The organism is Paenibacillus sp. PAMC 26794 (genome assembly GCF_000316035.1).
Taxonomy (GTDB): domain Bacteria; phylum Bacillota; class Bacilli; order Paenibacillales; family Paenibacillaceae; genus Paenibacillus.
Genome location: NZ_ANHX01000091.1, coordinates 56,643 through 82,577, shown reverse-complemented (window position 1 = coordinate 82,577; position 25,935 = coordinate 56,643). Strand labels below are relative to the sequence as shown.

General features: G+C 45.4%; 28 protein-coding genes and 1 other annotated feature. Of the genes, 12 read left to right on the top strand and 16 right to left on the bottom strand.

Features of this window, described 5'->3' with window-relative positions; genetic code table 11:
- The first annotated feature begins 16 nt into the window (after positions 1–16).
- Both D829_RS0128865 and D829_RS0128855 read left to right on the top strand, forming a co-directional pair.
- Complete coding sequence (locus D829_RS0128865; RefSeq protein WP_017692390.1) at positions 17–1,192, top strand: MFS transporter; 1,176 nt, start codon at positions 17–19, stop codon at positions 1,190–1,192.
- A gap of 527 nt (positions 1,193–1,719) precedes the next feature.
- Positions 1,720–2,067: a toprim domain-containing protein gene (locus D829_RS0128855; protein WP_017692389.1), complete on the top strand. Its 348-nt coding sequence runs from the start codon at positions 1,720–1,722 to the stop codon at positions 2,065–2,067.
- Between the two features lie 75 nt (positions 2,068–2,142).
- On the opposite strand, the gene D829_RS0128850 is transcribed toward D829_RS0128855, so the two are convergent.
- Complete coding sequence (locus D829_RS0128850; RefSeq protein WP_017692388.1) at positions 2,143–2,754, bottom strand: SCO family protein; 612 nt, start codon at positions 2,752–2,754, stop codon at positions 2,143–2,145.
- Positions 2,755–3,199: 445 nt separating this feature from the next.
- On the opposite strand from D829_RS0128850, the gene D829_RS0128845 reads away from it, so the two are divergent.
- Complete coding sequence (locus tag D829_RS0128845) at positions 3,200–4,180, top strand: metal-dependent hydrolase (RefSeq protein ID WP_017692387.1); 981 nt, start codon at positions 3,200–3,202, stop codon at positions 4,178–4,180.
- Positions 4,181–4,296: 116 nt separating this feature from the next.
- Here D829_RS0128845 and D829_RS0128840 read toward each other — a convergent pair whose 3' ends face one another.
- On the bottom strand, positions 4,297–4,515 hold the full coding sequence (locus D829_RS0128840; protein ID WP_017692386.1) for an alpha/beta-type small acid-soluble spore protein: 219 nt from the start codon (positions 4,513–4,515) through the stop codon (positions 4,297–4,299).
- Between the two features lie 120 nt (positions 4,516–4,635).
- Here D829_RS0128840 and D829_RS0128835 point away from each other — a divergent pair, with 120 nt between their 5' ends.
- Complete coding sequence (locus tag D829_RS0128835) at positions 4,636–4,836, top strand: hypothetical protein (RefSeq protein WP_017692385.1); 201 nt, start codon at positions 4,636–4,638, stop codon at positions 4,834–4,836.
- A gap of 113 nt (positions 4,837–4,949) precedes the next feature.
- Here the strand turns inward: D829_RS0128835 and trpS are convergent, their stop codons facing one another.
- The gene (trpS, locus tag D829_RS0128830; protein WP_017692384.1) at positions 4,950–5,942 is read right to left on the bottom strand and encodes a tryptophan--tRNA ligase; all 993 of its coding nucleotides are present in this window, start codon (positions 5,940–5,942) and stop codon (positions 4,950–4,952) included.
- Between the two features lie 74 nt (positions 5,943–6,016).
- Positions 6,017–6,284, bottom strand: a binding site (T-box leader).
- 245 nt (positions 6,285–6,529) lie between these two features.
- On the opposite strand from trpS, the gene D829_RS0128825 reads away from it, so the two are divergent.
- Both D829_RS0128825 and D829_RS0128820 read left to right on the top strand, forming a co-directional pair.
- Complete coding sequence (locus D829_RS0128825; RefSeq protein WP_017692383.1) at positions 6,530–7,504, top strand: aldose 1-epimerase; 975 nt, start codon at positions 6,530–6,532, stop codon at positions 7,502–7,504.
- A gap of 205 nt (positions 7,505–7,709) precedes the next feature.
- Complete coding sequence (locus D829_RS0128820) at positions 7,710–7,943, top strand: alpha/beta-type small acid-soluble spore protein (RefSeq protein WP_017692382.1); 234 nt, start codon at positions 7,710–7,712, stop codon at positions 7,941–7,943.
- Between the two features lie 85 nt (positions 7,944–8,028).
- Here the strand turns inward: D829_RS0128820 and D829_RS0128815 are convergent, their stop codons facing one another.
- Together D829_RS0128815 and D829_RS0128810 are read right to left on the bottom strand one after the other, a co-directional pair.
- The gene (locus D829_RS0128815; protein ID WP_017692381.1) at positions 8,029–8,439 is read right to left on the bottom strand and encodes a hypothetical protein; all 411 of its coding nucleotides are present in this window, start codon (positions 8,437–8,439) and stop codon (positions 8,029–8,031) included.
- A gap of 275 nt (positions 8,440–8,714) precedes the next feature.
- The gene (locus D829_RS0128810) at positions 8,715–10,514 is read right to left on the bottom strand and encodes a M3 family oligoendopeptidase (RefSeq protein ID WP_017692380.1); all 1,800 of its coding nucleotides are present in this window, start codon (positions 10,512–10,514) and stop codon (positions 8,715–8,717) included.
- A 118-nt stretch (positions 10,515–10,632) separates the two neighbouring features.
- Between D829_RS0128810 and D829_RS33160 the strand changes: the two genes are divergently transcribed.
- Complete coding sequence (locus tag D829_RS33160; protein WP_017692379.1) at positions 10,633–10,803, top strand: YycC family protein; 171 nt, start codon at positions 10,633–10,635, stop codon at positions 10,801–10,803.
- Entirely contained in the window at positions 10,800–11,033 is a 234-nt protein-coding gene (locus tag D829_RS0128800; protein WP_017692378.1) for a hypothetical protein, read from the top strand. The genes D829_RS33160 and D829_RS0128800 overlap by 4 nt, the downstream gene beginning before the upstream one ends.
- 12 nt (positions 11,034–11,045) lie before the next feature.
- Here D829_RS0128800 and D829_RS32140 read toward each other — a convergent pair whose 3' ends face one another.
- The gene (locus tag D829_RS32140) at positions 11,046–11,777 is read right to left on the bottom strand and encodes a DUF2225 domain-containing protein (protein WP_017692377.1); all 732 of its coding nucleotides are present in this window, start codon (positions 11,775–11,777) and stop codon (positions 11,046–11,048) included.
- A 43-nt stretch (positions 11,778–11,820) separates the two neighbouring features.
- On the bottom strand, positions 11,821–12,198 hold the full coding sequence (locus D829_RS0128790) for a globin (protein ID WP_017692376.1): 378 nt from the start codon (positions 12,196–12,198) through the stop codon (positions 11,821–11,823).
- 561 nt (positions 12,199–12,759) lie between these two features.
- On the opposite strand from D829_RS0128790, the gene ylbJ reads away from it, so the two are divergent.
- Complete coding sequence (ylbJ, locus tag D829_RS0128780; RefSeq protein WP_017692374.1) at positions 12,760–14,013, top strand: sporulation integral membrane protein YlbJ; 1,254 nt, start codon at positions 12,760–12,762, stop codon at positions 14,011–14,013.
- A 104-nt stretch (positions 14,014–14,117) separates the two neighbouring features.
- Positions 14,118–14,921, top strand: coding sequence for an NAD kinase (locus D829_RS0128775; protein ID WP_017692373.1), 804 nt, complete (start codon positions 14,118–14,120; stop codon positions 14,919–14,921).
- Positions 14,922–14,948: 27 nt separating this feature from the next.
- Here the strand turns inward: D829_RS0128775 and D829_RS32135 are convergent, their stop codons facing one another.
- Both D829_RS32135 and lipA read right to left on the bottom strand, forming a co-directional pair.
- Positions 14,949–15,368 carry a YutD family protein gene (locus tag D829_RS32135; RefSeq protein ID WP_241230833.1) on the bottom strand — a complete coding sequence of 140 codons (420 nt, stop codon included), beginning with the start codon at positions 15,366–15,368 and terminating at the stop codon, positions 14,949–14,951.
- Between the two features lie 14 nt (positions 15,369–15,382).
- Positions 15,383–16,282: a lipoyl synthase gene (lipA, locus tag D829_RS0128765; RefSeq protein WP_017692371.1), complete on the bottom strand. Its 900-nt coding sequence runs from the start codon at positions 16,280–16,282 to the stop codon at positions 15,383–15,385.
- A 243-nt stretch (positions 16,283–16,525) separates the two neighbouring features.
- Here lipA and D829_RS0128760 point away from each other — a divergent pair, with 243 nt between their 5' ends.
- Positions 16,526–17,596 carry a M23 family metallopeptidase gene (locus D829_RS0128760; RefSeq protein WP_017692370.1) on the top strand — a complete coding sequence of 357 codons (1,071 nt, stop codon included), beginning with the start codon at positions 16,526–16,528 and terminating at the stop codon, positions 17,594–17,596.
- Positions 17,597–17,684: 88 nt separating this feature from the next.
- Here D829_RS0128760 and yunB read toward each other — a convergent pair whose 3' ends face one another.
- The 4 genes from yunB to zwf all read right to left on the bottom strand — a co-directional run bounded on the left by yunB (position 17,685) and on the right by zwf (position 22,445).
- Positions 17,685–18,563 (bottom strand): sporulation protein YunB, encoded by an 879-nt coding sequence (gene yunB, locus D829_RS0128755; protein ID WP_017692369.1) that lies wholly within the window; start codon positions 18,561–18,563, stop codon positions 17,685–17,687.
- Positions 18,564–18,822: 259 nt separating this feature from the next.
- The gene (gene fsa, locus D829_RS0128750; protein WP_017692368.1) at positions 18,823–19,467 is read right to left on the bottom strand and encodes a fructose-6-phosphate aldolase; all 645 of its coding nucleotides are present in this window, start codon (positions 19,465–19,467) and stop codon (positions 18,823–18,825) included.
- Between the two features lie 85 nt (positions 19,468–19,552).
- A complete protein-coding gene (gene gnd / locus D829_RS0128745; protein WP_017692367.1) occupies positions 19,553–20,446 on the bottom strand; it encodes a phosphogluconate dehydrogenase (NAD(+)-dependent, decarboxylating) in 894 nt (297 codons plus the stop codon).
- 544 nt (positions 20,447–20,990) lie between these two features.
- A complete protein-coding gene (zwf, locus tag D829_RS0128740; RefSeq protein WP_017692366.1) occupies positions 20,991–22,445 on the bottom strand; it encodes a glucose-6-phosphate dehydrogenase in 1,455 nt (484 codons plus the stop codon).
- A gap of 415 nt (positions 22,446–22,860) precedes the next feature.
- On the opposite strand from zwf, the gene D829_RS0128735 reads away from it, so the two are divergent.
- The gene (locus D829_RS0128735) at positions 22,861–23,181 is read left to right on the top strand and encodes a helix-turn-helix domain-containing protein (RefSeq protein WP_017692365.1); all 321 of its coding nucleotides are present in this window, start codon (positions 22,861–22,863) and stop codon (positions 23,179–23,181) included.
- Between the two features lie 813 nt (positions 23,182–23,994).
- On the opposite strand, the gene D829_RS0128725 is transcribed toward D829_RS0128735, so the two are convergent.
- The 3 genes from D829_RS0128725 to D829_RS32130 are packed head-to-tail and all read right to left on the bottom strand — an operon-like array spanning position 23,995 to position 25,907.
- A complete protein-coding gene (locus D829_RS0128725) occupies positions 23,995–24,270 on the bottom strand; it encodes a hypothetical protein (RefSeq protein WP_017692363.1) in 276 nt (91 codons plus the stop codon).
- A gap of 30 nt (positions 24,271–24,300) precedes the next feature.
- The gene (locus tag D829_RS0128720) at positions 24,301–25,605 is read right to left on the bottom strand and encodes a DUF2974 domain-containing protein (protein ID WP_017692362.1); all 1,305 of its coding nucleotides are present in this window, start codon (positions 25,603–25,605) and stop codon (positions 24,301–24,303) included.
- A gap of 32 nt (positions 25,606–25,637) precedes the next feature.
- On the bottom strand, positions 25,638–25,907 hold the full coding sequence (locus D829_RS32130; protein WP_017692361.1) for a hypothetical protein: 270 nt from the start codon (positions 25,905–25,907) through the stop codon (positions 25,638–25,640).
- Positions 25,908–25,935: the final 28 nt, after the last annotated feature.

Sequence of the window (25,935 nt, the reverse complement as noted above, 5' to 3'; positions counted from 1 at the left end):
ACAAGGAGGGGCTTATGTGAAAACGGCCATCTGGCTATACCTGTTTTTGTTCCTTGCCGTATTTGATTTGCACGCCCAGTATCCCATTCTGACTCCTTTTGCCATCTCGCTGGGAGCCGCCCCTACTTTCATTGGCTGGATGATGGGCATCTATTCCTTAACGCATCTTCCTGGCAATCTGATTGCTGGAACACAAATCGATAAACATGGGAGTCGCCGCTACATTGTATTCAGTCTGCTCGGTGCAGGATTCATCCTGCTCTTACAAGCCTATGTCCAGACACCGTGGCAACTGCTGGCGCTGCGTTCCATTAGCGGTTTTGTGCTTGCCTTCCTGTCTCCTGCATGTCTCGCCCTGCTTGCACAGTTATCCAGCGATCCGGTGAAACAGGGGAAGTATATGTCGGGTCACGGGGTAGTACATACCCTCGCCTCTGTGATATCGCCAGCAGCCGGTGCGATCATTGTGGGTTCCATGGGATTCTCTGCTACATTCTCAGGCTTGGGCTATCTGCTTATTCTCACAGGTGTCATTGCTTTCATGACGATGCCCCGCGGCATCATCAAGCAGCAGGAGAGAGTAACTGAACCTGCCAAAGCTGACGTTTCACCAGCAGATGCCACAAGTGCTTTCCTGCCAGTGTCCTGGCGATATTTTGCCTTGCCTCTGGTGATTGCCTGTGCCCAAGGTATTCTCTTCTTCGAATTACCCCTGCGGGGAGGAGGACAATCGTCCATCATGTCTACCGGACTGCTGTTCTCTATTATCAGTATTGGGGCACTCTTCACACTCAGTATGTTATTTCTCAACCGGTATTCCCCCAAGCTGCGTCTGGTTGCGGGCGTGCTGTTAATGTCCTTGTGTTTTTTTGTGATGGCAGCCATTCCGCAAGTTCCGTTGACCACCGTATTATTTGTACTCGGGATGTCCAAAGGCATTATCTTTCCAGCTATGGCAACCCTATTTATCCGTCTGAGCGGAGGCAGCAAGTTGGGCCGCATTTTCTCGCTGCAATCCATTGCCACCTCCATCGGCTCTTTCATCGGCCCCATCACAGCCGGACAGCTTCGTGTCGGGTTATCACCCTATTTCATCGCGTTTCTTTTGTTAATGATTGGTATGCTACTGCTTCCATACTATACATCCAGACGCGAAGCTTCCCTGTCCGACCCGAAAAGTATATTAAATTAGGCCTGTATCAAGTCTTCTTCCCTACCGTTATGGCATCAATTAGGCCTGTATTTTCATTAGCTTTGCATCATTCCCCCATTTACAGCTAAACTATATATAAAATGGACTAACGTTTTACACGTTGATAAAAGCTAACTGGGAAATCTATCTTTCACAATCACCGAAGGTTTTATCTTATTGAAGATCATTAAGGTTGAACAATTAGCCAAAAGTAGTGAAGGGGACGGAATCGATTTTGAAGAAGCGGTAGCGTTCGCCTTTGTCTCCAAATATTAACTTTATAAAAGTAATTCAGAAATATATGGAGACAACAGCGATCGGAAGAACGATCCGTAACCGGAACGGCCACTGCCAGCTATTATTTCCCTAATGATGCATCTATGAAATAAGACCTCAAACTTGATGGGTTTTTCTATCCAGTTAGCAGTCGTGTAAAGAAAGGAGTCCATTTTATATAATCAGTCGATTTTCGCTGCAACATTTCCCGGGGAATGTCGACATAAGCTCTCGAACAAGAGGTGAATATCATGCCTATTCATGTCATTGTGGAAGGTAAGAATGACCGAAGCAAACTGAAACATCTGGTTGGACCCGAAATCAACATTCTATGTACGTTTGGAACACTTAATTCCCTCAAGTTGGAGACCCTGCGCAAGCAAGTCGGTTACGATGAAGTCTTTTTATTTATGGATAATGACAGTTCCGGCAAAAAAATAAGAGGTGTGCTTCGGGATGCTTTCCCGGATGCAGTACAGATGTATACACGACGAGGATATGCGGGTGTGGAAGGAACACCTGATGAGTATATCATTGCCCAGCTGGAGAAAGCCGGGTTAGAGACATACATCCAATACCCTGAACATCCCTCCTATTAAAATGAAATACCAAAAGGCTGCCTTTGGATTGATATCCAACCTAAAGGCAGCCTTTACAATATGAGTATCAGATGATTATTCCTTAATCAGATTGCGAATATCCTCAGCAATGACAGCTGGCACAACGTCCTCTGTATTAAATGCGTTATATACCTTGCGCAGCTGGTTGTTCTCATCCACCAGCCCGATCATGTTCATATGGGCAAAATCGTCCTTACTCTCCCCATCGATCAGGATTTGAAATGAATCTCTGGCGAACTGTTTTGTTTTGTCCATATCCCCTCGCAAGAAGTACCATCCCGAATAATCCGCATGGAAGCGGTCCGCGAACGTCTTAATCTTCTCTCTTGTGTCGACTTTGGGGTCGAATGAAATGGATACAAACGAGACATCTTTACCGAAGGTGTCGTCCTCTTTCAACAGATCCTGCACCTGGGATAACGTAAACGTCGTAATCGGGCAGACATCCGGACAACTGGTGAAATAAAAGTAGAACAAACGGACTTTCCCTTGGGTATCCTCCAGTGATACCGTACTGCCATCTACATTTTCCATGGAAAAGGATTGGATTTCCCGGATTTCGGGTAATTTTTCCTTACTGGCAAATACAGTGCCCCACATCAGATACACAGCCATAATCAGTGCGAGCCCAAGCAGCATCCATGTCCATTTGTACTTTTTCAGCATCTTCCTCGTCCCTTCTGTATCTTCTCTTATGAATACGCATACATATGTGTACCCAAAATCACGTTTGTTTCGTTTCATCCATCTACTGTGACATATGTATTCAAAGAAACCTACTTTTTATGAGATTCTATATTATTGTAACGGTTTAAAGGAACAATGCCCATAAATTATTTTAGCGTTGTATATCATTCGAATAGTATCGTACGTTCTCTGCCGATTTTTCTCACTGTATCCGATATAAAGTTTATCATAGGAACTGCCAAAATAGTTTGACAAAATACGTACATTTATTGGGTATGTCGCAGGAAATTGTCATAACTTTGAAATTAGGGATGTTTTGCATCCTGACAAACGGATATTATACACTATATATGGGTATCACCTAGATAGAGAAGTAATATGCCTTAGAAGTCTTAGAACGATACACCACACAAAGGAGACGTTTATGGATACCTCTACACATTTTGTCATGGGGATTGGTCTAGCCGGTCTGGCTTATGTCGATCCTGTCGTCGCGGCGAGTCCCATGCTTGCAGCTGCGGTAATGGTTGGCACGATCGCCGGTTCCCAGGCCCCTGACATTGATACTGCGTTACGTCTCAAAAGCAATTCGCTTTACATTCGGAATCATCGGGGCTTGTCACACTCTCTGCCATTTCTCCTGTTATGGGTTTTGCTCATCACCGGCGTCATTGCACTGATATTCCCTGGTGTTCCTATTGGACACGTTGCCACCTGGACCGCTGTGGCCGTAGGCTTTCACGTATTCACCGATCTGTTCAACACCTATGGAACCCAAGCCGCCCGGCCTTTTACGGAACGCTGGATTGCCTGGAACATCATTCATATTTTTGATCCGTTTCTATTTACTACACATGTCATAGCTATCCTGTTATGGGCCTTTGATCTGATCGCCCCTGCTCCACTCTTCGTTACGTTGTATAGTTTGACCGGTTTATATTATATATGGCGAACGATTGCTCGTGCACAAGCGGTCAGAAAAGTCAGACGTCTCGACAACAGCCCAGAGCAGGCAAGATACATCGTCATTCCAACGATATCCTGGAACCGCTGGCATGTGGTTAAACGAGTTGAGGACGGCAGTTATGTGATCGGTAAAATGGATGGTTCTAATCTGGTATGGAGTCTGCAAGCCTCGTCTTCTACTCATGCGGCCGTTGCTGCTTCACGCAAATCACCGGAAGTCAGTGCCTTCCTCTATTTCACCTCCTATGCGGTGGCAGAGGTTGAAGAACTGCCTGCCGGTTACAAGGTCCGCTGGGCAGATGTACGTTATCGACACCGGAAACAATATCCATTTGTCGCTGTGATTGTGATGGATCGGAATTTTGAAACGATTGATACGTATGTAGGCTGGTTAAGCGATGAGAAAATGGATAAAAAACTTTTATCTGCACGCCCTTGACGAAGTGAGCATGGCAAGGCACAATCAGACATAGGAACTGATACGCGAGAAAGCCCGGAGCGTTTCCGCTCCGGGCTTTCTGTTTATCCTGTTTTGTTGCTGTTGGTTAAAATAAATTATTTGCCAGACCCAGCCAGAGACTGCTCAGCGATTTGTACCAGACGTTTGGTGATATATCCACCCAAAGATCCTGTTTCACGGGAAGTGTAGTTACCATAGTAACCGTCTTGTGGGATAGTTACACCCAGTTCCTGTGCAGCCTCGATTTTCAATTGTTGCAGTGCTGAATTTGCCTGAGGTACCACCAAGTTGTTAGAACGAGATCCTTGAGCCATATTTATAATCTCCCTTCAATCTGTGTCTGTAATGTAATTGCAAGCTTGCAAGATTATTATGGCTCGTAGGCTACAGGTTATACGGAGTTTTACTAAATTTGTAGATGGAGGTTTTTCCCAATGAGTAAAGGCTTGTCCTTATGGTTCGCATTCTCTTCGATTATCTTGTTAACGGTTTCAGCAATTATGATCTCATACTCCGGTTGGTTTGCTGCACTACTGTTTGTCCTGTCCATTGCCAACATTGGCTGGGGATTTGTGATTCGTGCCAAAAAAGAACGTCAGGAAGTTCGCTCGGCTGCTTCAGAGCCCACTTCTTGATTAGGTCATTTGATAGTTCAATAATGAACGCACCAATAAAGAGGAGTCCTTCAATAGGGCTCCTCTTTATTCATGTTAACTATTCATTGCGTGAAATGAAGATGTTGTCAGGACTACTGTTTACGTCTCGGAACAAATCCCATACGTTCTTTCACTGCATCCAACGTTTGAGCAGCAACTTCTTCTGCACGGCGGGCTGACGTTTCCAGAACATCCGCCAATTCGCCAGACTCACGAATCTCATTATATCTTTGTTGGAGCGGTTCAATCACAGATACAACCACTTCAGCCAGTTCCTTTTTAAACGGACCGTACATCTTGCCTTCATAACGCTCAGCTACTTCCTTAAGCGTCATACCTGCACATTCAGCGTAGATACTCATCAGATTGCTGACTTCCGGTTTGTTTGCCGGATCATATACGACTTCACGTCCCGAATCTGTAGTGGCACGGCTGATTTTTTTGCGAATCACATCCGGCGGATCCAGCAGGGCAATATAGCTGCCAGCGTTAGGGTTACTTTTGCTCATTTTCGTAGAGGCATCATCAAGTGACATTACCCGTGCACCTACCTGTGGGATATACGGATCTGGAATGGTGAAGTACTCCCCATAACGGTGGTTAAAACGTCCTGCCAGATCACGTGTCAGTTCCAGATGCTGCTTCTGATCCTCACCTACTGGCACAAGGTCAGCATTGTATAACAAAATATCAGCCGCCATTAATGATGGATACACAAACAGTCCGGCACCAACGGAATCTTTACCGGATGATTTATCCTTAAACTGAGTCATGCGTTCTAGCTCACCCATGGAGGTCAACGTTGTCATCAACCAGCCCAATTCCGCGTGCTGTGGTACATGGGATTGCAGAAATACGTTAGATTTCGAAGGATCAATACCTGCTGCAATAAACAGTGCAGCTACCGCTTCCGACTGTTCACGCAATGCTGCTGGCTCCTGAGCCACGGTGATGGCATGAAGATCAACCACCATGAAATGACATTGATAGTCATGCTGGAGTTTTACAAAATTTTTGATTGCACCAATATAGTTGCCCAATGTGAGCTTACCGCTTGGCTGAATACCTGAAAGTACTGTTTTCATTACACATAACGCCTCCCTGATTGTATATAAAAAACTCCTGCCATTCTCTGCGAACGCAAAAAGGCCCCACATCCGCAAGGGACGTGAGACCGTGGTGCCACCCTTATTCGCTTTTCTTCGATTGCTCCTGACCCTGAATCAAGTCAAGCGGAAGAAATGCCTTCATTGTTCCGTAACGTGGATTACACGGCAGACTCTAGTGGGGCAAGCCCATCTCTGGCTTAACCTGTTCAAACCTACACTCAAGGGTCCATTCGGTAAAGAGCTCACACCGGTTCACATCAACCACCGGCTTTCTGGAGAGGATTCTCTTGGCCTACTTATCCCTGTCATCGATTTCATGTCATTTAATTCTAATAAATGCTTTTAGAGTTCCATCTTAATGCGCACAGGCGTGAATGTCAAAATGAGTTGAACTTTTTTACCCGAGACATCAAAATCTGTTATGATGGAATTGCTTATCCTGTTGCCTGCTTCACACGAAATAGCGCAGGAAATCGCTGGCATGTACACAACGACACGCCTGCAGCAGTAGCTTCATCACAACTGCTTGCAGACAGATTTCAAGTGGGAAAAGGAGCATCGATATGAAACAAGTGACCAAAGGCCAATGGAATGGTTACGACACGTATATCCTACATAGCCGTGAATTGGAAATCACCCTGCTGCCGCGTCTTGGAAATAATATTATTTCGATTCGCGATTTAGTGCAGGACAGAGATGTCGTCCGCCGTCCGGATGAAGACGATCTTGCCTTTTATCTGCAGAAGCCGTACCATTTTGGCGTTCCTCTCCTGATTCCACCAGGGCGCATTCATCGTGGACAATTCGAATATGAAGGCGTTCGTTACCAGTTTGATCAGAACACGGCGAATGACAACCATATTCACGGTCTCCACCGTACCCAATCCTGGTGTGTCAGTGACATTGAGGAAGATGAAGACGGCTGTGCAATTACGACTGAATTACTGACCGAAAATGAAGAGCATTGGATGGCACAATTCCCGATTCCCCTAAAACTTGAGATGACGTTCAGTCTGCATAACGCTGTATTTAGCCAGCGTCTGCGAGTCACCAATCTGAGCTCAACACCTGCTCCTTTTGGGATGGGATATCATACATGGTTTTTGTTAGACGGCAAACCTGCCGACTGGACACTGCAACTGCCTGTTTCCGGAATATACGGACAGAATGAAGAACAACTACCGACAGGTGAACTGGAATCTCTGGGTGAATGGTCTGCTCTTAACGAAGGCATCAATATGCAGGGACGTAACTGGGATACCCTGTTGAAAGCTACCGAAGGTGAACCGGCTACGGCTTACTTACGCAGGCAAGATGGATATACATTAAAATATTCAGCAGATGAAACATTTTTCAAACATTGGGTTCTCTTTACCAAAGGTGAATCCGATCAGTTCTTGTGCATTGAACCGTACACTTGGCTCCCGGATGCACCTAATTTGGCTTTATCGGATGAACAAACCGGGTTGATTCGCTTGGAACCAGAACAGCCTGTTGAGTTATTTACACGTATTGAGGTTATGCCTCCTACAGACTAAGCGAGCTGATCATCCTCTATTCTGCTTTTACGCATATCACCCTATATTTTGATATCCAAATACAACTTGCCGACCCGCATTGGGTCGGCTTTTTTATGTGTCCTGTGCACTGATAGTTATCCATATTTTCCCTTACGCCATATCATGTATATTTCCTTATTCTCTAACCATACTAACATCACCAAGCCATAAGGAGGTGACACATATGTACGGAGGTCAAAACCAAGGTAGCGGTAGCCGCTCCAACAACCTGGTCGTTCCCCAAGCAACTGCAGCATTGCAACAATTGAAAATTGAAGCTGCTCAAGAGCTGGGTGTAACTATTCCACAAGATGGTTACTACGGTAACTATACTTCCCGTGAGACAGGTTCTCTGGGTGGATACATCACTAAACGTCTGGTGCAAATCGCTGAGCAGCAATTATCGGGTCGTTCGTAAGCTCGTAATTATTGCTTGAGCCTAAGCAGAATCCAAAAGTAAAAGCGGCCTTCTTCGGAAGTGCCGCTTTCTCTTGTGCAACGAATTATGAGGTCGACTCCATATCCGAATCCTTGTATGTATTGGTTCTAGGGTAACGAATCATCAAGCTTGCCATATTGTAATTGGACTCCATCGTTGCATCTACCAAAATCATACCTTGTCTTACTGTGAAGTCGTACGATATTTCGCCATGTGTCCAATTGCGTTTGAATTTCAACGTCTCCAGTGCCATTGCCCGGAAAGAAGTTCTCTGGGTTTCGTTTAGCCCTCCTTCCTCCACATCCATCTGCCCATCTCGTCCAGCTATCGGATTATGTCGAATACCGAATTTCCCAATTACGTTGTTTCGTATTTGCACAAAAACTACCCCTGAATCTAACCCTGATAACTCATTATCAAGCTCTTTGAACACCAGATCCAACTGTCTCGCTAATGAAAGCTCATCAATTTTCATATTAACACTCTCCTTATATGCTTATAGTCCTATACAGCAAGGACTTACGACTCATTATATGACATCATATGTGCTGATTCAACAAAGAACGGCAAAGTTGGGTATTTCTAACTATGATTTGCACAATTAATTGCCATTCCACTCCCTTAAACTGAGCTTTTTCACTTAATTACGACAAAATCTTCGAGAATCAAAAATGAGGATTCTGTACAAAAAAAGGCTGCAATCCTGTGTCTGTTAACACGGGATTGCAGCCTTTTTCATATATGTTTATACTATTTTTCGGTCGCCGTCATCTGCAGAAATTGCTCAATATCGGCAATAACCAAGTCTGCAGCATTTTTCCAGAATTCCGGTTGTGTCAGGTCCGTACCCAGATGTTTCTGAGCAAGTTCTTCGACCGTCATACGCCCTGTATCCCGCAACAAATCATCATATTTATCTGCAAATGCTGTACCTTCCTGCTGCGCTCTTGCATAGATTCCCGCACTGAACATATAACCGAACGTGTATGGGAAATTATAGAATGGCACACCAGTCAGATAGAAATGCAATTTGGATGCCCAGAAATGAGGATGATCTGATGCAAGCACGCCACAGAATGCTTCCTGCTGCGCCTCCACCATTAATTTGGATAATTCATCCGCGTTGACCAAGCCTTTTTTGCGTTGTTCATAGAAACGATTCTCAAACAGGAACCGGGCATGGATGTTCATAAAGAAAGCAACACTTCGCTGTATCTTGTCTTCCAGCAAAGCCAGCTTCTCTTGCTCATCTGTTGCCGCCTGCACCAGGGCATCTGCTACAATCAGTTCAGCAAACGTGGACGCTGTCTCAGCCACATTCATCGCATAACGCTGATTCAAGGCGGGCAACTCTTCCATGATGTGTTGATGATATCCATGACCAAGTTCATGCGCAAGAGTCGACACATTAGATGGTGTCCCGGAGAAGGTCATGAAAATTCGGGTTGCTTTGCTAAGTGGCAAAGATGTACAGAATCCGCCTGGACGCTTGCCAGGACGGTCTTCTGCTTCGATCCAGCGTTTCTCAAAAGCCATCTCTGCAAACGAGGAAAGTTTAGGACTGAACTTGGCAAACTGTTCAACAATATTGATGGCTGCCTCATCGTAAGTGATTTTGCCACTCGATTTACCTACAGGTGCATCTACGTCGCTCCAGCTGAGCTTGTCTACCCCCAGCAGTTCTGCCTTGCGCTCCAGATATTGAACAAGCGCAGGTTTGGCACCGTTAATCACATCCCACATCGTATCCAGTGTCTGACGTGACATCCGGTTGATGGCCAGAGGTTCTTTGAGGATATCATCCCAGCCACGTTTCTCATATAACTTCAGACGGAATCCCGCGAGGTGGTTCAGTGTATCTGCACAGAAATCTTCGACATCAGTCCAAGCCTGCTCCCAGTTTGCGAATACCGTCTCGCGTACATTCCGATCACTATCGCTCAGCTTGTTGGCAGCCTGTCCTGCGGAGAGCATCACCGTTTCCCCATTTTGCTCAAATGAAATGTTCACCTTGCTGACAATCGTGTTGTAGAATTTGCCCCAACCATGGTAACCATCTACACCCAGATCCAGAGCAAGACCTTCCAGTTCAGGCGACAGCTTCTCACGAGCCAGCGTACGACTCTCAGTCAAAACAAATGCCAGCGGCTTAATTTCTTCCCGAGCAATCCACGCGTCCCACACCGAATCCGATGTCTGACTGAGTGTATTATCGAACTTCGATTTGCTGCCGTTCAGCATCGCTGCAATAGAACTGATAGCCCCCTGAAGCTGCGTTGCCTTTTTGTCCTTCTGGTTTTGCGATGAGAGGCAGGATACAAACGCAGAACCTTCCGATATGCGGATATAACAGCTTTGCAGCAGTTCCAAAATCGGATCAAAAGCTGCCGTCTCTTCTAATGAAGTCGGTGCAGGTGTTTCATTCAACAGATGTTGCAGTTTACGTACATCCTCTTCCAGTTCAATCAGATACGCAGCAAATGTCTCGGAGGAAGAACCTCCACTAAAAATGGACTCCAGATCCCATACGGGGTGTAATGGCGTTTTCATTTAATAAGGCACCTCTCTCTATAAATTGGATGGTTAGGATTGAATTAAAAACTGGTTTTCTGTGTGCCATATCTCTATACTAGAGAAATACTTATAGTAACTTTCAGGAGGTAAACGTATGAAACCTTTACAAGTATCGGCTGATACAGCCGTCAAATTAGCAGAATCCCTGGGCGTACCTTTGGAGCACCTGATGCACATGCCCCAACATATCCTGATGCAGAAGATTGCGGAACTAGCCAAACAAGAAGCCTCCAAACCTTCCGCACCAGAAGGCGAACAAGAATGATTCCGTTTGAGAACAGCTGGCCTTACGATATTGTGATGGGAGACATCTATGTACAGCAATGTCCCTACTGTCATGCAAGCAACGTGCTGCTCCCCCTCAAACCCAAAGAGCTTGTGCTCATTCGCGAAGGCAAAAAGAAATTACTGGTTTTTCCCTGCTGTAATACAAGCATGACCGTGATCGACAACGACAGTGACTATTTGTTATCCAGCCGTCCTGTCCGTAACTAATGTAAGATCAACCTAGAGGGGGCTGCGCTTCGCAGCCTCTTTGTCTGTTTCCAGCATCTCTTCAGGGAGTTCCAACTTACTTGAAATCATCTGCTCACGCAGCACGGCCCACTGTTCCCTTGAAGCACGAATCATGGCCGCATCTGTGATCCGCTTGTCATGAATGACCTTGCTGAACCATTGCACTGCTTCATTAAACCGTCCTACCCTGCGGTTCAATTCCCCGAGCAAATACAACAGTTTGGCTTCATTGCCACCCGTTCCTTCACGTTCGAACACCTTCACATAGGCTTCCAGGCTAAATTCAAGAAAACGATGTTCCTGTGCATGGTCCTCCATATAACGATACAACCAAGCTATATGATGCAACAGACCAGCGACGACACGATCTTTCTCCCGGATCACCTGTGCGCACAGCAAGGCAAGCTTGTACGTTGCCACCGCCTGTTCCAGTGTTCGTGCTCCGCTATAATCACGTTTAACCCAGCGGTTACCGATCTGTTCCTTAAAAGCCTTGCGCTGAGCATCATTTAAATGCTCCGTTGCGTTCTCCGTCGTGGCAAACCCGCACTGCGGACAGATGCGAACCACATAAAAATCTGGATTCTCCAGCTTGTAGTAAGCACAAAAATCCGAATCCGTCCGGTATGGCCTTTTCAAACTCGGTCTTACCCGTGAGGTTTCATACTCGGTTTCGCAATAATGACAGGTCACTTTCACCTTATACAGCGGCTCTAATTCCAATCTCTTCCATCCCTCTCCCGTACGCTTATAATCATATTCGGAACTACGGTGTATTCACAAAATGATGTGCAGGCCCGGATAAACGCTGCAAGATAAATGAATGCAAGGGCTCCTCAACACCAATCTGTGTTAAGGCTTGATCCATACATGCAAGCCAAGCCTCGGCCCGTTCAGCCGTCACTTCAAAGTGCATATGACGGGCACGCATCATCGGATGTCCAAACGCCTCGGAAAACAGACCAGGTCCTCCAAAAAACTGAGACAAAAACATATACTGCTTGTCGATGACCGGCTGAATATCTTCCGGGAAAAGTGGAGCCAGTTGCTCATTCTGCTGAACGATCGGATAGAAGGCCTCGACCAGTGCGCGAACACCTTTCTCGCCGCCAAGATTGTCATAAATACTCAAACTGGGATTCATTCGTCTGATTCCCCTTTCTAGTGTCGAATTTTGCCATATATTACACGTTCCATGAACATTGTGAAAACAGTAACAATATCAAGGCCACAAAAGCCTTTATCTCCATTCTATCAAAAAAAACCAAAAAGTCCTATATAACATGAAATCATCAGGGCACATAACCTGCCATGTGTATATAGGACCCTCTTCAGAACATAACAGAAAAAAAGCGCCAACCGCATAGGTTGGCGCACTAGATATTTCATTAATAACTCCGCCAGTCCTCTTCCTCAGAGCGTACCAGCGAGGCACGGATCACATATACAAAAGCACAGACCAGGATTCCGGTGACAAGACTCATGATCATCACTCCATCCAAATTGAATTCCACCTTGGAGACAATTAGGTGACGTTCAGGCGTTTTTCTCATTTTAGCACACATCACTTAAAAACACAGCCACTTTTGCAAGCGCTTTCTACGTATTATTTTGTACTGTTTGTCCACTTTTTTTCATATATTGATGGCAATAGCATCACAGACTTCCGCACACCGACCATTCCAAAAATAAAGGAGAAGAATTCATGGCTGCTTCACAACGACTCACCCATGTCCTGGTCACACTCGCTCTCCTGATCCTTTGTGTGTTAATGGTCTTGTATCCAGCGGAAACCTGGCATGCAGGTGTACGCGGACTGTCCATCTGGTGGGACGTATTGTTTCCCTCCCTTTTTCCTTTTTTGGTGCTGTCCGAGCTGCTGCTCGGCTTTGGCATTGTTCATTTTCTAGGTACCTTGCTGAATCCATTGATGCGTCCATTGTTTCGTGTTCCCGGAAGCGGTGGTTTTGTATTTGCCGTGAGCTGTGCATCCGGTTATCCTACAGGGGCGAAACTGACCGCGCAGTTATGGGAACAAAAGCTGGTTACCCGGGAAGAAGGAGAACGGCTCGTTGCCTTCACCACATCATCCGATCCGATCTTCATGATTGGAGCCGTATCGGTTGGGTTCTTCCATAATGTCGCTATTGCTCCGTTATTGGTTGCAAGTCATTACGCTGCAGCTTTTCTGGTAGGCATGCTCATGCGTTTTCACGGGGGTACAGCGAAAGGCTCACAGCCAGACAGCTCTTCTGCATCTCCACCGGGGGAAATACATAGAAACAGACTGGTCCGGGCCATCTATGCAATGCATGAGGCAAGAAAGGCTGACGGACGGGCATTCGGTGAACTGCTGCGCCAGGCAGTCTCCTCATCCCTTCGCCTTATTATTATCGTAGGGGGGCTGGTTGTATTCTTCTCGGTCATGATGGAGTTGCTTGTACAGACCGGTTGGCTTGGCGGATTATACGGGATAACCGAGCAATTGCTTCGACATAGCGGGCTTCCTCCATCCTTATCTCCTAGCTTGGTCGGGGGGCTTTTTGAAGTAACGCTGGGGAACAAAGAGGCCGGAAGTGCCGGGGCATTCATCCCACTCGTCTATAAAGTAGCAACAGCAGCCTTTGTTCTCTCCTGGGGCGGATTATCCGTCCATGCACAGATTATGAGTGTTCTTAGCAACACACCCATGAGATACGGTCCATTTCTATTCGCCAGAGCAATTCATGCGCTAATCGCACCTCTGCTGGTCCTGTTATTGTGGACACCCATGATGGGGCGTTCCTCTTCACCCGTTCTCATGGAGCCCGGTTTCATCCCATCGTTATCAACGTATACACCGGACTGGGGATTGATCTTCTTGACGGGGATAATTATTTTTGCGAGCATCATTGTGTTTTTGTTATTCCTTGCGATATTAAGTTCCATTCTCAAACCTAGACGACATGCCAAAAAATAAGTGAACGATTCATCTATATTTAACGGAATATGCGCCCAAACGTTGTGTTCTTCCGCGGAATTGATTATCATCGGTAGTATAATGACCACAAAGGAGCTTTCATCTTGAGATATTATGTTCAAGACCGCGGAGACCAGTTATCGATTGATCTCAGTCAGCAGTTTCATGCGCTGGCGAAGGAAGAAGGGTTCAAGCTGGATGCAGAATCGCCGGAGATTGTCATCTCCATCGGGGGCGATGGTACGATGCTACAAGCATTTCACAATTTCATCGACCGTATTCCGGATATTGCTTTTGTTGGGGTTCATACAGGCCATCTCGGCTTTTATGCCGATTGGAAGAAGGAAGAGTTACGGGAATTAGTCAGGCTGATGAGTGGCAAGGGAGATCCGGAGGGTCTCAAACCACGGATTGTACAATATCCGCTATTGGAGCTTGAGATTCGGAAAAAGTCGGGGAATTCCTCTTACATCGCCCTTAATGAATTTACGTTAAAAGGTGTGGACGGTACCGTCGTGGCCCAGGTCGATATTAACGATGTGACATTTGAGATGTTCCGTGGGGATGGAATCTGTGTATCCACGCCTTCAGGCAGCACGGCGTACAACAAGGCCCTTGGCGGTGCCATGGTTCATCCAACCATCGAAGCCATTCAGATTGCGGAGATCGCTTCAATTAATAACCGCGTCTATCGGACACTTGGTTCACCGGTTATTTTGCCCAAGCATCATCATTGTGATATTTTCTCCCGCAAGGATCAGCGGTTATTGATGACGATTGATCATGTGAACGTGATGGTGGAGGATCTAATATCCGTCCGTTGTCAGGTATCCAGTCACAAGGTCAGTTTCGCGCGTTTCCGTCCTTATCCATTCTGGAACCGGGTTCGCACGGCATTTCTTGACTGAAATAACACACCAAAAAAGCGGTCCTTCTCAGGAACCGCTTTTTGCTTTGGTTTGAGGTTGATCCTTACTCTTCTGAAGTACAAAATACGCACAGCCAAAGTTACAATATTCATTGATATAATCCACCATACTGGCGATCGTGGAATCCTTCGTCGCTTTTGGATGGTTATCACGGTAAAAACCTTTTAACCTCAATTGGCTATAACCCCAGTCCCCGATAATATAATCATAACGCTCCAGCACTTCACTGTAACGATCACGGAAGACCTCTGGATTCCAGCCTTCTTTGTGGTTCTGGACGATTTCATAATTTTTGCCGCCGATCTGTACAATGACCGGTTCTTTGGGCTTTTCCTCAACCGATTCAACAACCGATTCCTGAACCGGCTCCTGGATCTGCTCCTGAAGTTGTTCCTGAATCTGTTCTGTGATTTTTTCTTCTTCCAATCCGGTATCCTCCATCACGCGTGTGTTGCCGCCTGTTCAGCATGTTTGGTAGCCGATTTCACCTGTTCATGCGCATGGTAGGAGCTGCGTACCATCGGGCCGGATTCGACGTGGCTGAATCCACGTTTTAATCCTTCCTGTTTCAATGCAGCGAACTCCTCTGGCGGATAATACTTTTCAACATACAGATGTTTCTCCGAAGGCTGCAAATATTGACCTATAGTCATAATATCACAGTTCACCGCACGAAGATCATCCATTGTTGATAAAATTTCATTATATTCCTCACCTACACCAAGCATAATGCTTGATTTCGTAGGGATGTTAGGTTGCATTTCTTTGGCACGAGCAAGCAATTCCAGTGAACGTTTATATTTCGCCTTGGCACGCACTTTGTCTGACAACCGCTCAACCGTCTCAATATTGTGATTCAGTATATCCGGTTTGGCATCCATTACAATCTGCAAAGATTCCCGATCGCCCAGAAAGTCTGGAATGAGTACTTCAACGCTGCACAATGGCAACCGCCGCCGTACGGCCTTCACCGTTTCTGCAAAAATCGTAGCTCCTCCATCCTTCAGATCATCACGAGCTACACTTGTAATTACGCAGTGTTGCAGATTCATCTGCTCCGCTGCTTCCGCCACACGTTCTGGTTCCTGCAAATCAAGCTCCGTTGGCAAGCCTGTATTCACCGCGCAAAAACGGCATGCCCTTGTGCAAATATCGCCCAAAATCATAAAAGTGGCCGTTCGATTGGCCCAGCATTCATAAATATTCGGACACCGCGCTTCCTCACATACCGTATGCAGCGTTTTGGAACGCATCATCGTTTTCATTTCCTGATAGTTATCGCCGGTTGTCAATTTGATCCGAATCCAATCCGGCTTCGGTTCTTTAACACGTTTAGCCAATGCATAAACCTTCTTTCTACTGAAGTTAGGCTGTTGCTCGGAACATATTATACCATGAAAGCGCTGGAAAAACCCCCATTTGTCACATCTTGTGCATTCATGCCCGATATGGACAATTTGTATCATTCGATTCCTTCCCCCAAGAGCTTACATGGATAAAATGATCACTTTTGAAGAACGCTAACCTTTAGCTTGGTTCATCGGGTACCTTGTATCATTCTAATGGAAAGGGGCTGCTTCCCAGTGCAACAACGCTTGACCTTCAGGCACACGTACAGTTTTTGGATCAAAACATTACTTGCAGGCACTCTGCTTCTCCCATTCTTGCCTGTAGAAGTTTACAGTGAACCCGCCCAGGCCGCTCCCAAACCACAGGCTGCCGAGTTAAAACCCGCAGAAATTTTCGCTGCACGTCGCCATTTATATGAAACCATCGGTCAGATGACCCAGATTCCCTGGTACAGGATTGCCGCCATTGATCAGTATGAACGAACGATTACTCGCGCACATCCAAAGGATCGCAAGCATCCGGAGCGGCTTACGGGTATCTTCATGACTCCTCCGGCCTGGAGAGGATGGCTAAATCCCGATGAGACGGATCAACATCCGGAATCCATTCTTTTTTTCAAAGGATATGGACGTGATGGTTCTGGAGACGGTATTGCGGATGCCAACAATGATCAGGATGTGCTGTATAGCATGGCTTCGGTTATTCAAGGTTACGGAAACAAACAAGAGGACTTCAACATTGCCTTGTGGGAATATTATCACAACTCCCGTGCTGTGCAACGGATACAGCAATTCGCAAAGTTATATGAGCATTTTGACAATCTGGATCTGTTTGGACATGCCTTTCCGGTTCCACTGGGAACCAATTACTCCTATCGTAGCACCTGGGGTACCAAACGAAGCTGGGGCGGCTATCGCATTCACGAGGGAACGGATATCTTCGCTCCGCATGGCCTGCCTGTGCGCAGTACCTGTTACGGGGTCGTGGAAATCAAAGGCTGGAACCCGTTTGGCGGCTGGCGCATCGGTATCCGGGATTTGAACAATCATTATCACTATTACGCCCATCTCTCGGGTTTTGACAAAAGTGCACGCATCGGTGAAGTTGTGATCCCCGGCCAGGTTGTAGGTTGGGTTGGCAGTTCGGGTTACGGGAAACCTGGGACACAGGGCAAATTCCCTCCACATCTGCACTATGGGATCTACCGGGACAGCGGTTTGCACGAATGGTCGTTCGATCCTTATCCACAGCTGAAACATTGGGAACAGGATGAACGCAAACAAAAGAACAAGAAAAGTAAGTGAGACGAGGATATGCACGATCAGCAAAGCGAAAAAGGGACCTCTTTAATAGAGGCCCCTTTCTTTGCTTTACAATTCAAATTTGTGTGTATCATGGTTGCGCGTCCTTATTGAGCTGCAATCCCCCATTCACATCAGGCAGATCATCTGGCTCAATTTCAAGTTCATTCCCTTGCAAATGGTCTGACGGCGTCTGTTGCTGGTTCTGGCTAGGGGGATTCGTAGTTACTCCATTACCGCTTGATACACCCGTATGACCTGATGGCAGCGCAATAGCTGGGGCATTACTGCCGTTACTGCCCACTGGCTTGCCCTGATTATCGTAATAATACATTGGCACATCCCCGACAACCAGAAGGTAGGAAATCGGGATTTCCGTATCGACCGTTTCGGGTTCCATGTCGAAGGGCACCACGACCGCGACCTCAGCAATGATGTGAATGTACACTTCCACCAAAATCATGTTAATACCCGCATTCTGTTGACGGGTGTTCAGATCCACTTTGACAGCGCCTTGGGGCTCAATACGAACCGGTATACTCGGGCCAAATGAAGCCAACACCGGACTGCCTAGCGCTTGGCCCAGCGGGATTTTTTCTTTTAACATGTGTACATTCTGCAGCGTGGATTGCACAATATTCATTGTACTTGCAGTGATTCGCATATGCTCATTGTAGTTCAGCATGAACCCCGACACTTTCCCGGCCGTATCCGTTTTCCAGTCAATCAGCCCTTCGTTGGTTTTGCCATCTGCAACCTGTGCTGTAATCGCCTTGTTGATCGCCTCAGTTGCAATCTGCTTCACTCTGATCTTGGCCAAATGCATGATGGGGGGCTTCATCTTTTTATCCACATAAGCAAAGCCCTGCATCAAACAAAACGCGGTGACCAATAAAATGATCAACCACATTTTGCGTTTGCCGCTTGGCGGTTTACGGCGTCTCCGGCTTCGCCATTTTCTTCTCATCATCGAAGTGTCCCTCCCCTGCGGGATGAGCTATAGCTATATGTTAACCTTATGCACCGTTGTCCCGAAAAAGAAGGACAGTACGTGGACACTGGATAGAAAGTAACAACAACATGAAAGAGACAAGTACTCCTCATCGCTGACCTAATGGAAATCGGAAATACGTAAACAGAGATAAAAAAACCTTTCGCCCGCAGATTACTCTGCAAGGCGAAAGGCTTTATGTTCAGACCACCCAAAGATTCAGGCCATGTCTATCCTATTATTTCGGAACAGATTCCCAGTCTTTCAGGAAACGTTCAATCCCGCTGTCCGTCAGTGGGTGTTTCCAAAGTGTCGGCAGAAGCGAACCCGGAATGGTGGCAATATGCGCACCGAAAAGGGCTGCATCCTCTACATGTTTGATATTACGAATGCTTGCTGCGATAATCTCGGAAGGCAGATCATACATGTCCAGAATAAGACGCAGATCACGAATCAATTTCATACCATCCACCGCAATATCATCCAAGCGACCAACGAATGGACTGATGTAGGTTGCACCGGCTTTCGCCGCCATCAGGCCCTGTGCTGCGGAGAAAATCAGCGTAACATTGGTTTTGATCCCTTTTTGCGTCAACTCATGACAAGCGTACAGCCCATCTTCGGTCATCGGCAATTTAATGACTACATTCGGTGCCCATTCTGCAATTTCATAAGCTTCCTTCAACATATCCTCGGCTTTGAGACCGATGACTTCAGCACTGACCGGGCCTTTAACCACGCCACAGATCTCCTGAATGACTTCTTTAAATACGCGACCTTCTTTGGCAATCAAAGACGGGTTAGTCGTGACTCCATCCACCAGACCCAAACGTTCGATCCGTTTGATTTCTTCCACATTCCCTGTATCCAAGAAAAATTTCATGAAATGTTACCTCCACTTGATGAATTCGTAAACACGATATAAGTCATTACCCGATGTTCATCATATGTTAACAGTTATATATAAATTAATTTTTCTCTACAGCGTGACCGCCAAATTCATTACGCAATGCTGCTACCACTTTACCTGTGAATGTGTCTGTTTCCAGGGAACGATAACGCATCAGCAAGGACAAAGCGATAACCGGTGTAGCGGTTTGAAGGTCAAATGCCGTTTCTACCGTCCAACGTCCTTCACCGGAAGAGTGCATTACACCTTTAATTTCATCGAGGTTTGCATCTTTGGAGAAAGCACGTTCTGTCAGCTCCATCAACCAAGAGCGGATAACGGAACCGTTATTCCATACGCGAGCCACTTGTTCGAAGTCGAAATCAAATCCACTTTTTTCCAATACATCAAAACCTTCACCGATGGATGCCATCATACCGTACTCGATACCATTGTGAACCATTTTGAGGAAGTGACCGCTGCCCGCTTTACCAGCATACAGGTAGCCGTTCTCCACGGAAGTATCTTTGAATGCCGGTTCAACGATTGCCCAAGCTTCCGGGTCTCCACCGATCATATAACATGCTCCATTACGTGCGCCTTCCATACCGCCAGATGTACCTGCATCCATGTAGTGAATGCCTTTAGGTTTCATCTCTTCGTAGCGACGGATGGATTCTTTGTAGTGGGAGTTACCCGCTTCAATAATGATGTCGCCTTTGGACAACAACGGGCTAACTTCAGCCAATACAGCGTCTACTACGTTGTGGGGAACCATGATCCACAATACACGTGGGGATTCGAGCGAAGCCACCATCTCTGCGTAAGAAGATACGCCTTCAGCGCCGTATTCTTTCATTTCATTTACTGCTTCAGCGTTCAAGTCAAAAGCAACCACTTCGTGTTTGTGATCAATCAGGTTTCTACCCAGGTTCAATCCCATTTTTCCTAATCCGACAAGTCCAAGTTTCATTTCAAAATCCTCCTGTTATGAACAATGTTTAAATTTCATGTGCGTTCAAAATTAAAAATAAGTGCTTAACGTTTGGCGAAGTATCCGTTCCGGTCACGAATCGTTCTTTTGATCGCTGTTATCCCCAGATTTTTTGAATCTCCTATATAGGAGAAAATCCGGGGATAAAGGCGAACGCTTTGCTTCTACAGAATCGATTTCGTCCCCTACACTACATTCTCAGCGTTCAAGTCAACCCATTTTAAAACTGAACCACTAATCTATATTCAAAAATTTTCACGGCCTTCCGGCAAACATAACCGGAAGGGCTTATGCAAAATTGGAACGGTATGATTCGTAATAGTTACTGTATATATCAGTATTTTGCATCATTCGATCCAACTCGCTCCTGAGTACAAGCTCTAGGGGAATAAAACATTTCGTTCTATATCCTGCTGACTTGGAAGATGCAATTTGGATTTGTGCAAATGATTATTTGTGAGCAGAACAGATTGTACTGTTGTCTTTACTATTGTGTTCTCTTATGCTCACTATTTCGTTTCACTTACCACCAACGGTAACCGTCCGCTGCGGTCAGACGATCTGCTGACTCTGGTCCATGCGAACCTGCACTGTACGTATCCAGTGGCACGCTGCCCGCTTCGAATGCTTCCTGAATCGGTTGTACCCATTGCCATGCTAGCTCCACTTCATTCCAGTGTGCAAAGAAGGTTGAATCTCCACGCATCGCATCAAAGATCAGATTCTCGTAAGCTTCAGGGATGTTACGTTTACCTGAGTTGAAGGTCATATGCATTGGTTCCACTTCACCATGGTTCAATGGATTCTTCGCATTTAATTGAAGGGAAATGCTTTCTCCCGGACCAATTTCAATCGTCAGCAGGTTAGGTTCCGTTGTATTTTCAGATTCATGACCGGTCTTCAGTGGAGCCTTGAACTCAACAACGATTCGGGTGGATTTCTCAGCCAGGCGTTTACCTGTACGGATATAAAATGGAACCTCGCTCCAGAATGGATCATCGATCCAAAGTCTTGCGGCAACATAGGTCTCGTTCTGAGATCCGGCTGGAATGCCAGGCTCGTCCAAATATCCAACAACCGAGGAACCTTGCAGCTCACCTGCTGCATATTGCGCACGGACAACTTCAGAAGCGATATTTTCTTTCGTCAACGGACGAAGTGCTTCAGCAATTTTTTGCTTTTTGAATTGAATTTCTTCCGGTGTGCAACGTTTTGGCAAATGCAAACCAATCATCATCAGCAACTGAAGCATATGGTTTTGGAACATGTCACGAAGGGCACCACTTTGGTCGTAATACGCGGCACGTTCTTCAACACCCACCGTCTCACTTGCCGTAATCTGTACATTGGCAATATAACGGTTAGACCACAACGCCTGAATCACCGGATTTGCATAGGTGAGCGTCTCAATATTTTGAACCATCGGTTTACCGAGGAAATGGTCAATGCGATAGATCTCTTCTTCCGGGAAGGTATTGCTCAGTTTTTCGTTCAGATCACGAGCCGATTGCAAATCGTGCCCGAATGGTTTTTCAATAATCAGTTTCTTCCAGCCTTTGGTGTTACCCAGGCCACTTTCTTGAATGTTTAATGCGATTGGCTCAAAGAATTCCGGTGCCACCGACATGTAGAACATGCGGTTTTCGGGAATGTTAAGCTCTTGTTCACGCTGTTGAACCAACTCCAAAAGTTTGGTGTAATCTTCAGGCTTCGTATTATTTAAAGAACAATAACGGAAAGCGCCAATGAAATCACGAACTTGAGATGCTTCTTCCGGCGTCTGACGTGAGAATTCATGCAGTGACTTTTCAACATTGGCCTGGAAGTCCGTATCTGACAATTCACGTCGTCCCAATCCGATAACGGAGAAGGATTTCGGCATTTTCTGATCCATGTACAAGTTATATAATGCAGGGTAAATCTTGCGTTTGGCTAAATCGCCTGTTGCCCCGAACAGGACAAATGTCATTGCATCCATTGGAGTGCCTCCTGTGATCTGTGCAGTATAGTATATGATGTTGCAAAATGTTCGAATCCAAGCATGACAAAAGACGGAATAAGTGGGTGTGTTCCCCGCCTTGCCTCCGTTTATATAACGCACCTGAATTCAACCATGGAACATTCCTTCTCTCCACAACCTGTGTTTAGGTTATAAATTGTAACCATTTGAATTAACGTTACCCATATTACACCTGTCGTCACAATTCGTCAATAATCGTGTCGAACCTGTGAACTCCAGTGTTTATAGGGTTTTTATTTGATGATAACGCTTTATGTGGTAACATTAAGAACAATTGGTATGTGACATTTTACACATATGGCCTGTGGACAAGTAGGTTACAATAAGTATACTAATGATATTACAAGCAATACTAAATCAAAGGAGTACAATCATGAGCGATGATGAGAATGCCAAGCAAATATGCACAAAAGTGGAACAATCTTATCAGATCATTGGCCGAAAATGGGTAGCCCTCATTATCCATGCGTTGATGGAGGAACCCAAACGCTTCAGTGAGATTCACGCTTATATCCCTGACTTGAGCAAACGTGTGTTAAATGAGCGAATAAAGGAATTGGAGGAAGAAGGACTTGTGGTTCGCCATGTGGTCACGGAACGTCCAGTTCGAACTGAATATATGTTGTCACGAAAAGGAACGGAACTGGGGAGAGCGTTAAGCGCCGTGGAACGTTGGGCTGATAAGTGGCTGTAACAACTTGAGGAATCCTTAATGTTTATTGAGCTTGAAGGTTACCGATGTGCAATCCCGGAGGTGGAGTATCGCATTTAGCAACTGGCTAGTGCAATCCGCATCCGGGATTTTTTCAATTCAAACGGTAAATACTAATTGTGTATAGAGACGTAATAACGCTATTATTTTGCAAACCATATTAATGCTTACTGTACCGTTCAAATTGTTGCCAATAATACAGCGGGCTCGTCCCTGCAGATTTGCGAAATAACTGGATGAAATACGGTCCATTTGGAAACCGGCGTGCATGCCAATATATTCCACATAACAGTGTTGTTGTCTTAAGGAGAAGATAGGATTGCTGCAACCTTCAAGCTGTGACGTTGTCCGTGATGATGCTATCTATCTCTTGATGAAAAATACGGTAAGCATACGATTTGGATAAGTGAATATCTGCCGCCATTTGGTCCAATCTGATCACATAATCGAATTGATTTTCAATCCACCACATCATCTTCTCCAAGTGTCTCAAATGACGTGAATCCGCTAACTGCGAAAGCGTTTCATCTGCTTCTTCTTTTTATTGATCTAATCCATGACTATGGAGATTATTATCTTGAAGCATTCTCGAAGATAATTGGATGAAGGGACCGGGTCTATTGATTTTTCGGGGTTGTAGACGTAACAAACGTAGCACAAAAAATGCCACCTCACTATTACGTGAGGTGGCATTTTTTGATAGTCATAATAATTACTTATTATTTTGGATTAGATCATTATTTCAAAATTAAAACAAATTTTTATGTAAAATAAAAATAAAATCTCATTATACAATCAATAGCTTCCATCCGCATCCTTTATTCTCTTGATCGCATCTAACATTTCCTGTTTTTGTTTAAGAAGTAACTGTGTCCGAGTATCCAGCTGATAAAAGAACACTTCCACCTTGATTCGAAGTTTGTCTGCTGATTGTCCCTTCCAGGTGTTCAGCTTCCCATACAATACTCGTGCTTCTCTCTCGTTTTCTCTCAATTCGCTAAGGATAAGATCCAACTCTTGTTCTGCCTGTAATAACTGATCCAAGTCCATGGCTATACTGCTTCCACTCATTACATCTTCCTGCCTTTCTACCAATGCTCGTTAAGCTACTGTTCCACTATCGGCCTGGATAAACAAATCCGCCTTGTTCTGAATATAATCTACAAGATCTGATGTATGTTCCAGATGCCATTCATCTAACTGCTTAATACTCATCTGAAGATCCCATACAATCGGCACAAGCCGCTGACTATGACTGCTCTCGGTGTATTCAAAAAAGTTCCTTTGGATTCGCTCGAAGGTACGGCTCATATCCTGTGCTTGGCGACTCCATTTCCCTGCAATCTCCTTCAGTTCTTCTGGCGTTAACTCGATGGTTCCTGCCGAGTAACCACCTACAACATTAACCACAGACTTGAAACCTTTGGATAGGGTATCCCAAGCTTCACGTGCATGATCCAGGATGTTATGATCCGAAGGTTTTCGCGGAGAGAAACTCACTCGTTCTCCCGTAATTTCATCATACAAAGTATTATCGATATACCCATCGTCATCGAAGCTGTAATGCTTCATATCGTGATATGAAGGTCCTTCCAGTGTATCGTTATATTTTTCATGGGCATTGAGGCCATAACTTGCGTTGAAATCGTCATAATTGAAATCAATCACTAAGGTCGAACCTACATGCCGCTCATATCCTCCAAGCATACCACTTGCAATGAAATCTCCCGGATGAATAAAGTTGATCACTTGCCGGTCAAAACCTCCCTCTTCCGCTTTTCTGCGCATTTCTGGCGTCAATGATGCGACGACGGTAGGCGCACTAAATGTTACTGCATCTATCCCAGTATACACAGCTGCATATTGCGCATTGGCTCCACCCAAAGAATGTCCTGTGAGTGTGAAGTCCGCGTCTGGATACTTACTCTGCATCTCCTTCACATAATCTTCAGCCTCATATAGCTGATTTTCAAAACGCAGCCCCTTGCTGATGTTTTTTTGAGTGTCCCCTAGCCAATCCTCAAGTTGAGAAAGACCTAGCGAGTCTTCTATTCCTTTAGAAATTTCCTTTTCCAATGGAAATCGGAGATCGTCAAAAGCTCTATTGATCGTTGCTCCAATTTCAGGAAGACCTATATTTAGAACATCCGCTTTTAGATCAGGAGCTTTTCTATCCCAAGTGCTGGAGCCTTCCGTTCCTCGGAAAGCAACGACCGCTTGTTTCGTATCAGGATTATAAAAGGTCACTGCATCCATGCCAGATGAATTGTGTTTTTGGTCTAGTACTTCCCAGCCCGTTAAACCTTCAATTTCAATTCCTTTCTCCAAATCGTTATAAGCTGCATCGGACATTCGTTGATAAACCTGATCGGTTATATTTCTATTGTTTAGATCATCCTTACTCATTTAATCTCCCTACCTCACATTTAACTGTAATATCAAAGATTATATCCTTTTACTAATAATGCTTTCTTAAATTCAGGACTATACGCAAACATCTCTTTCAAACCAGTTTCATAATTAATCGATATTATGAACGTTTGATCTTCGTTTCCCGTTATATAACCATATATTGATACACGTGACATTGCCATCTTAGGCTGCATTTGCCTCCTTGTGATGGTCACGTCTAAATCATAAGTTTCTTTTAGATAATCAATGGCAATGGTCTCCGAACGCTCTATAATTTCTTGATCCTTTTTGTCCACTCCAGAACATCCTCCTATTACTCCAACG

Excerpts from the sequence above, each read along its gene's own strand:
- D829_RS0128855 (WP_017692389.1), top strand. The coding sequence starts at position 1,720 with ATGCCTATTCATGTCATTGTGGAAGGTAAGAATGACCGAAGCAAACTG.
- D829_RS0128850 (WP_017692388.1), bottom strand. The coding sequence starts at position 2,754 with ATGCTGAAAAAGTACAAATGGACATGGATGCTGCTTGGGCTCGCACTG.
- D829_RS0128845 (WP_017692387.1), top strand. The coding sequence starts at position 3,200 with ATGGATACCTCTACACATTTTGTCATGGGGATTGGTCTAGCCGGTCTG.
- D829_RS0128840 (WP_017692386.1), bottom strand. The coding sequence starts at position 4,515 with ATGGCTCAAGGATCTCGTTCTAACAACTTGGTGGTACCTCAGGCAAAT.
- D829_RS0128835 (WP_017692385.1), top strand. The coding sequence starts at position 4,636 with ATGAGTAAAGGCTTGTCCTTATGGTTCGCATTCTCTTCGATTATCTTG.
- trpS (WP_017692384.1), bottom strand. The coding sequence starts at position 5,942 with ATGAAAACAGTACTTTCAGGTATTCAGCCAAGCGGTAAGCTCACATTG.
- D829_RS0128825 (WP_017692383.1), top strand. The coding sequence starts at position 6,530 with ATGAAACAAGTGACCAAAGGCCAATGGAATGGTTACGACACGTATATC.
- D829_RS0128820 (WP_017692382.1), top strand. The coding sequence starts at position 7,710 with ATGTACGGAGGTCAAAACCAAGGTAGCGGTAGCCGCTCCAACAACCTG.
- D829_RS0128815 (WP_017692381.1), bottom strand. The coding sequence starts at position 8,439 with ATGAAAATTGATGAGCTTTCATTAGCGAGACAGTTGGATCTGGTGTTC.
- D829_RS0128810 (WP_017692380.1), bottom strand. The coding sequence starts at position 10,514 with ATGAAAACGCCATTACACCCCGTATGGGATCTGGAGTCCATTTTTAGT.
- D829_RS33160 (WP_017692379.1), top strand. The coding sequence starts at position 10,633 with ATGAAACCTTTACAAGTATCGGCTGATACAGCCGTCAAATTAGCAGAA.
- D829_RS0128800 (WP_017692378.1), top strand. The coding sequence starts at position 10,800 with ATGATTCCGTTTGAGAACAGCTGGCCTTACGATATTGTGATGGGAGAC.
- D829_RS0128790 (WP_017692376.1), bottom strand. The coding sequence starts at position 12,198 with ATGAATCCCAGTTTGAGTATTTATGACAATCTTGGCGGCGAGAAAGGT.
- ylbJ (WP_017692374.1), top strand. The coding sequence starts at position 12,760 with ATGGCTGCTTCACAACGACTCACCCATGTCCTGGTCACACTCGCTCTC.
- yunB (WP_017692369.1), bottom strand. The coding sequence starts at position 18,563 with ATGATGAGAAGAAAATGGCGAAGCCGGAGACGCCGTAAACCGCCAAGC.
- fsa (WP_017692368.1), bottom strand. The coding sequence starts at position 19,467 with ATGAAATTTTTCTTGGATACAGGGAATGTGGAAGAAATCAAACGGATC.
- gnd (WP_017692367.1), bottom strand. The coding sequence starts at position 20,446 with ATGAAACTTGGACTTGTCGGATTAGGAAAAATGGGATTGAACCTGGGT.
- zwf (WP_017692366.1), bottom strand. The coding sequence starts at position 22,445 with ATGGATGCAATGACATTTGTCCTGTTCGGGGCAACAGGCGATTTAGCC.
- D829_RS0128735 (WP_017692365.1), top strand. The coding sequence starts at position 22,861 with ATGAGCGATGATGAGAATGCCAAGCAAATATGCACAAAAGTGGAACAA.
- D829_RS0128725 (WP_017692363.1), bottom strand. The coding sequence starts at position 24,270 with ATGAGTGGAAGCAGTATAGCCATGGACTTGGATCAGTTATTACAGGCA.
- D829_RS0128720 (WP_017692362.1), bottom strand. The coding sequence starts at position 25,605 with ATGAGTAAGGATGATCTAAACAATAGAAATATAACCGATCAGGTTTAT.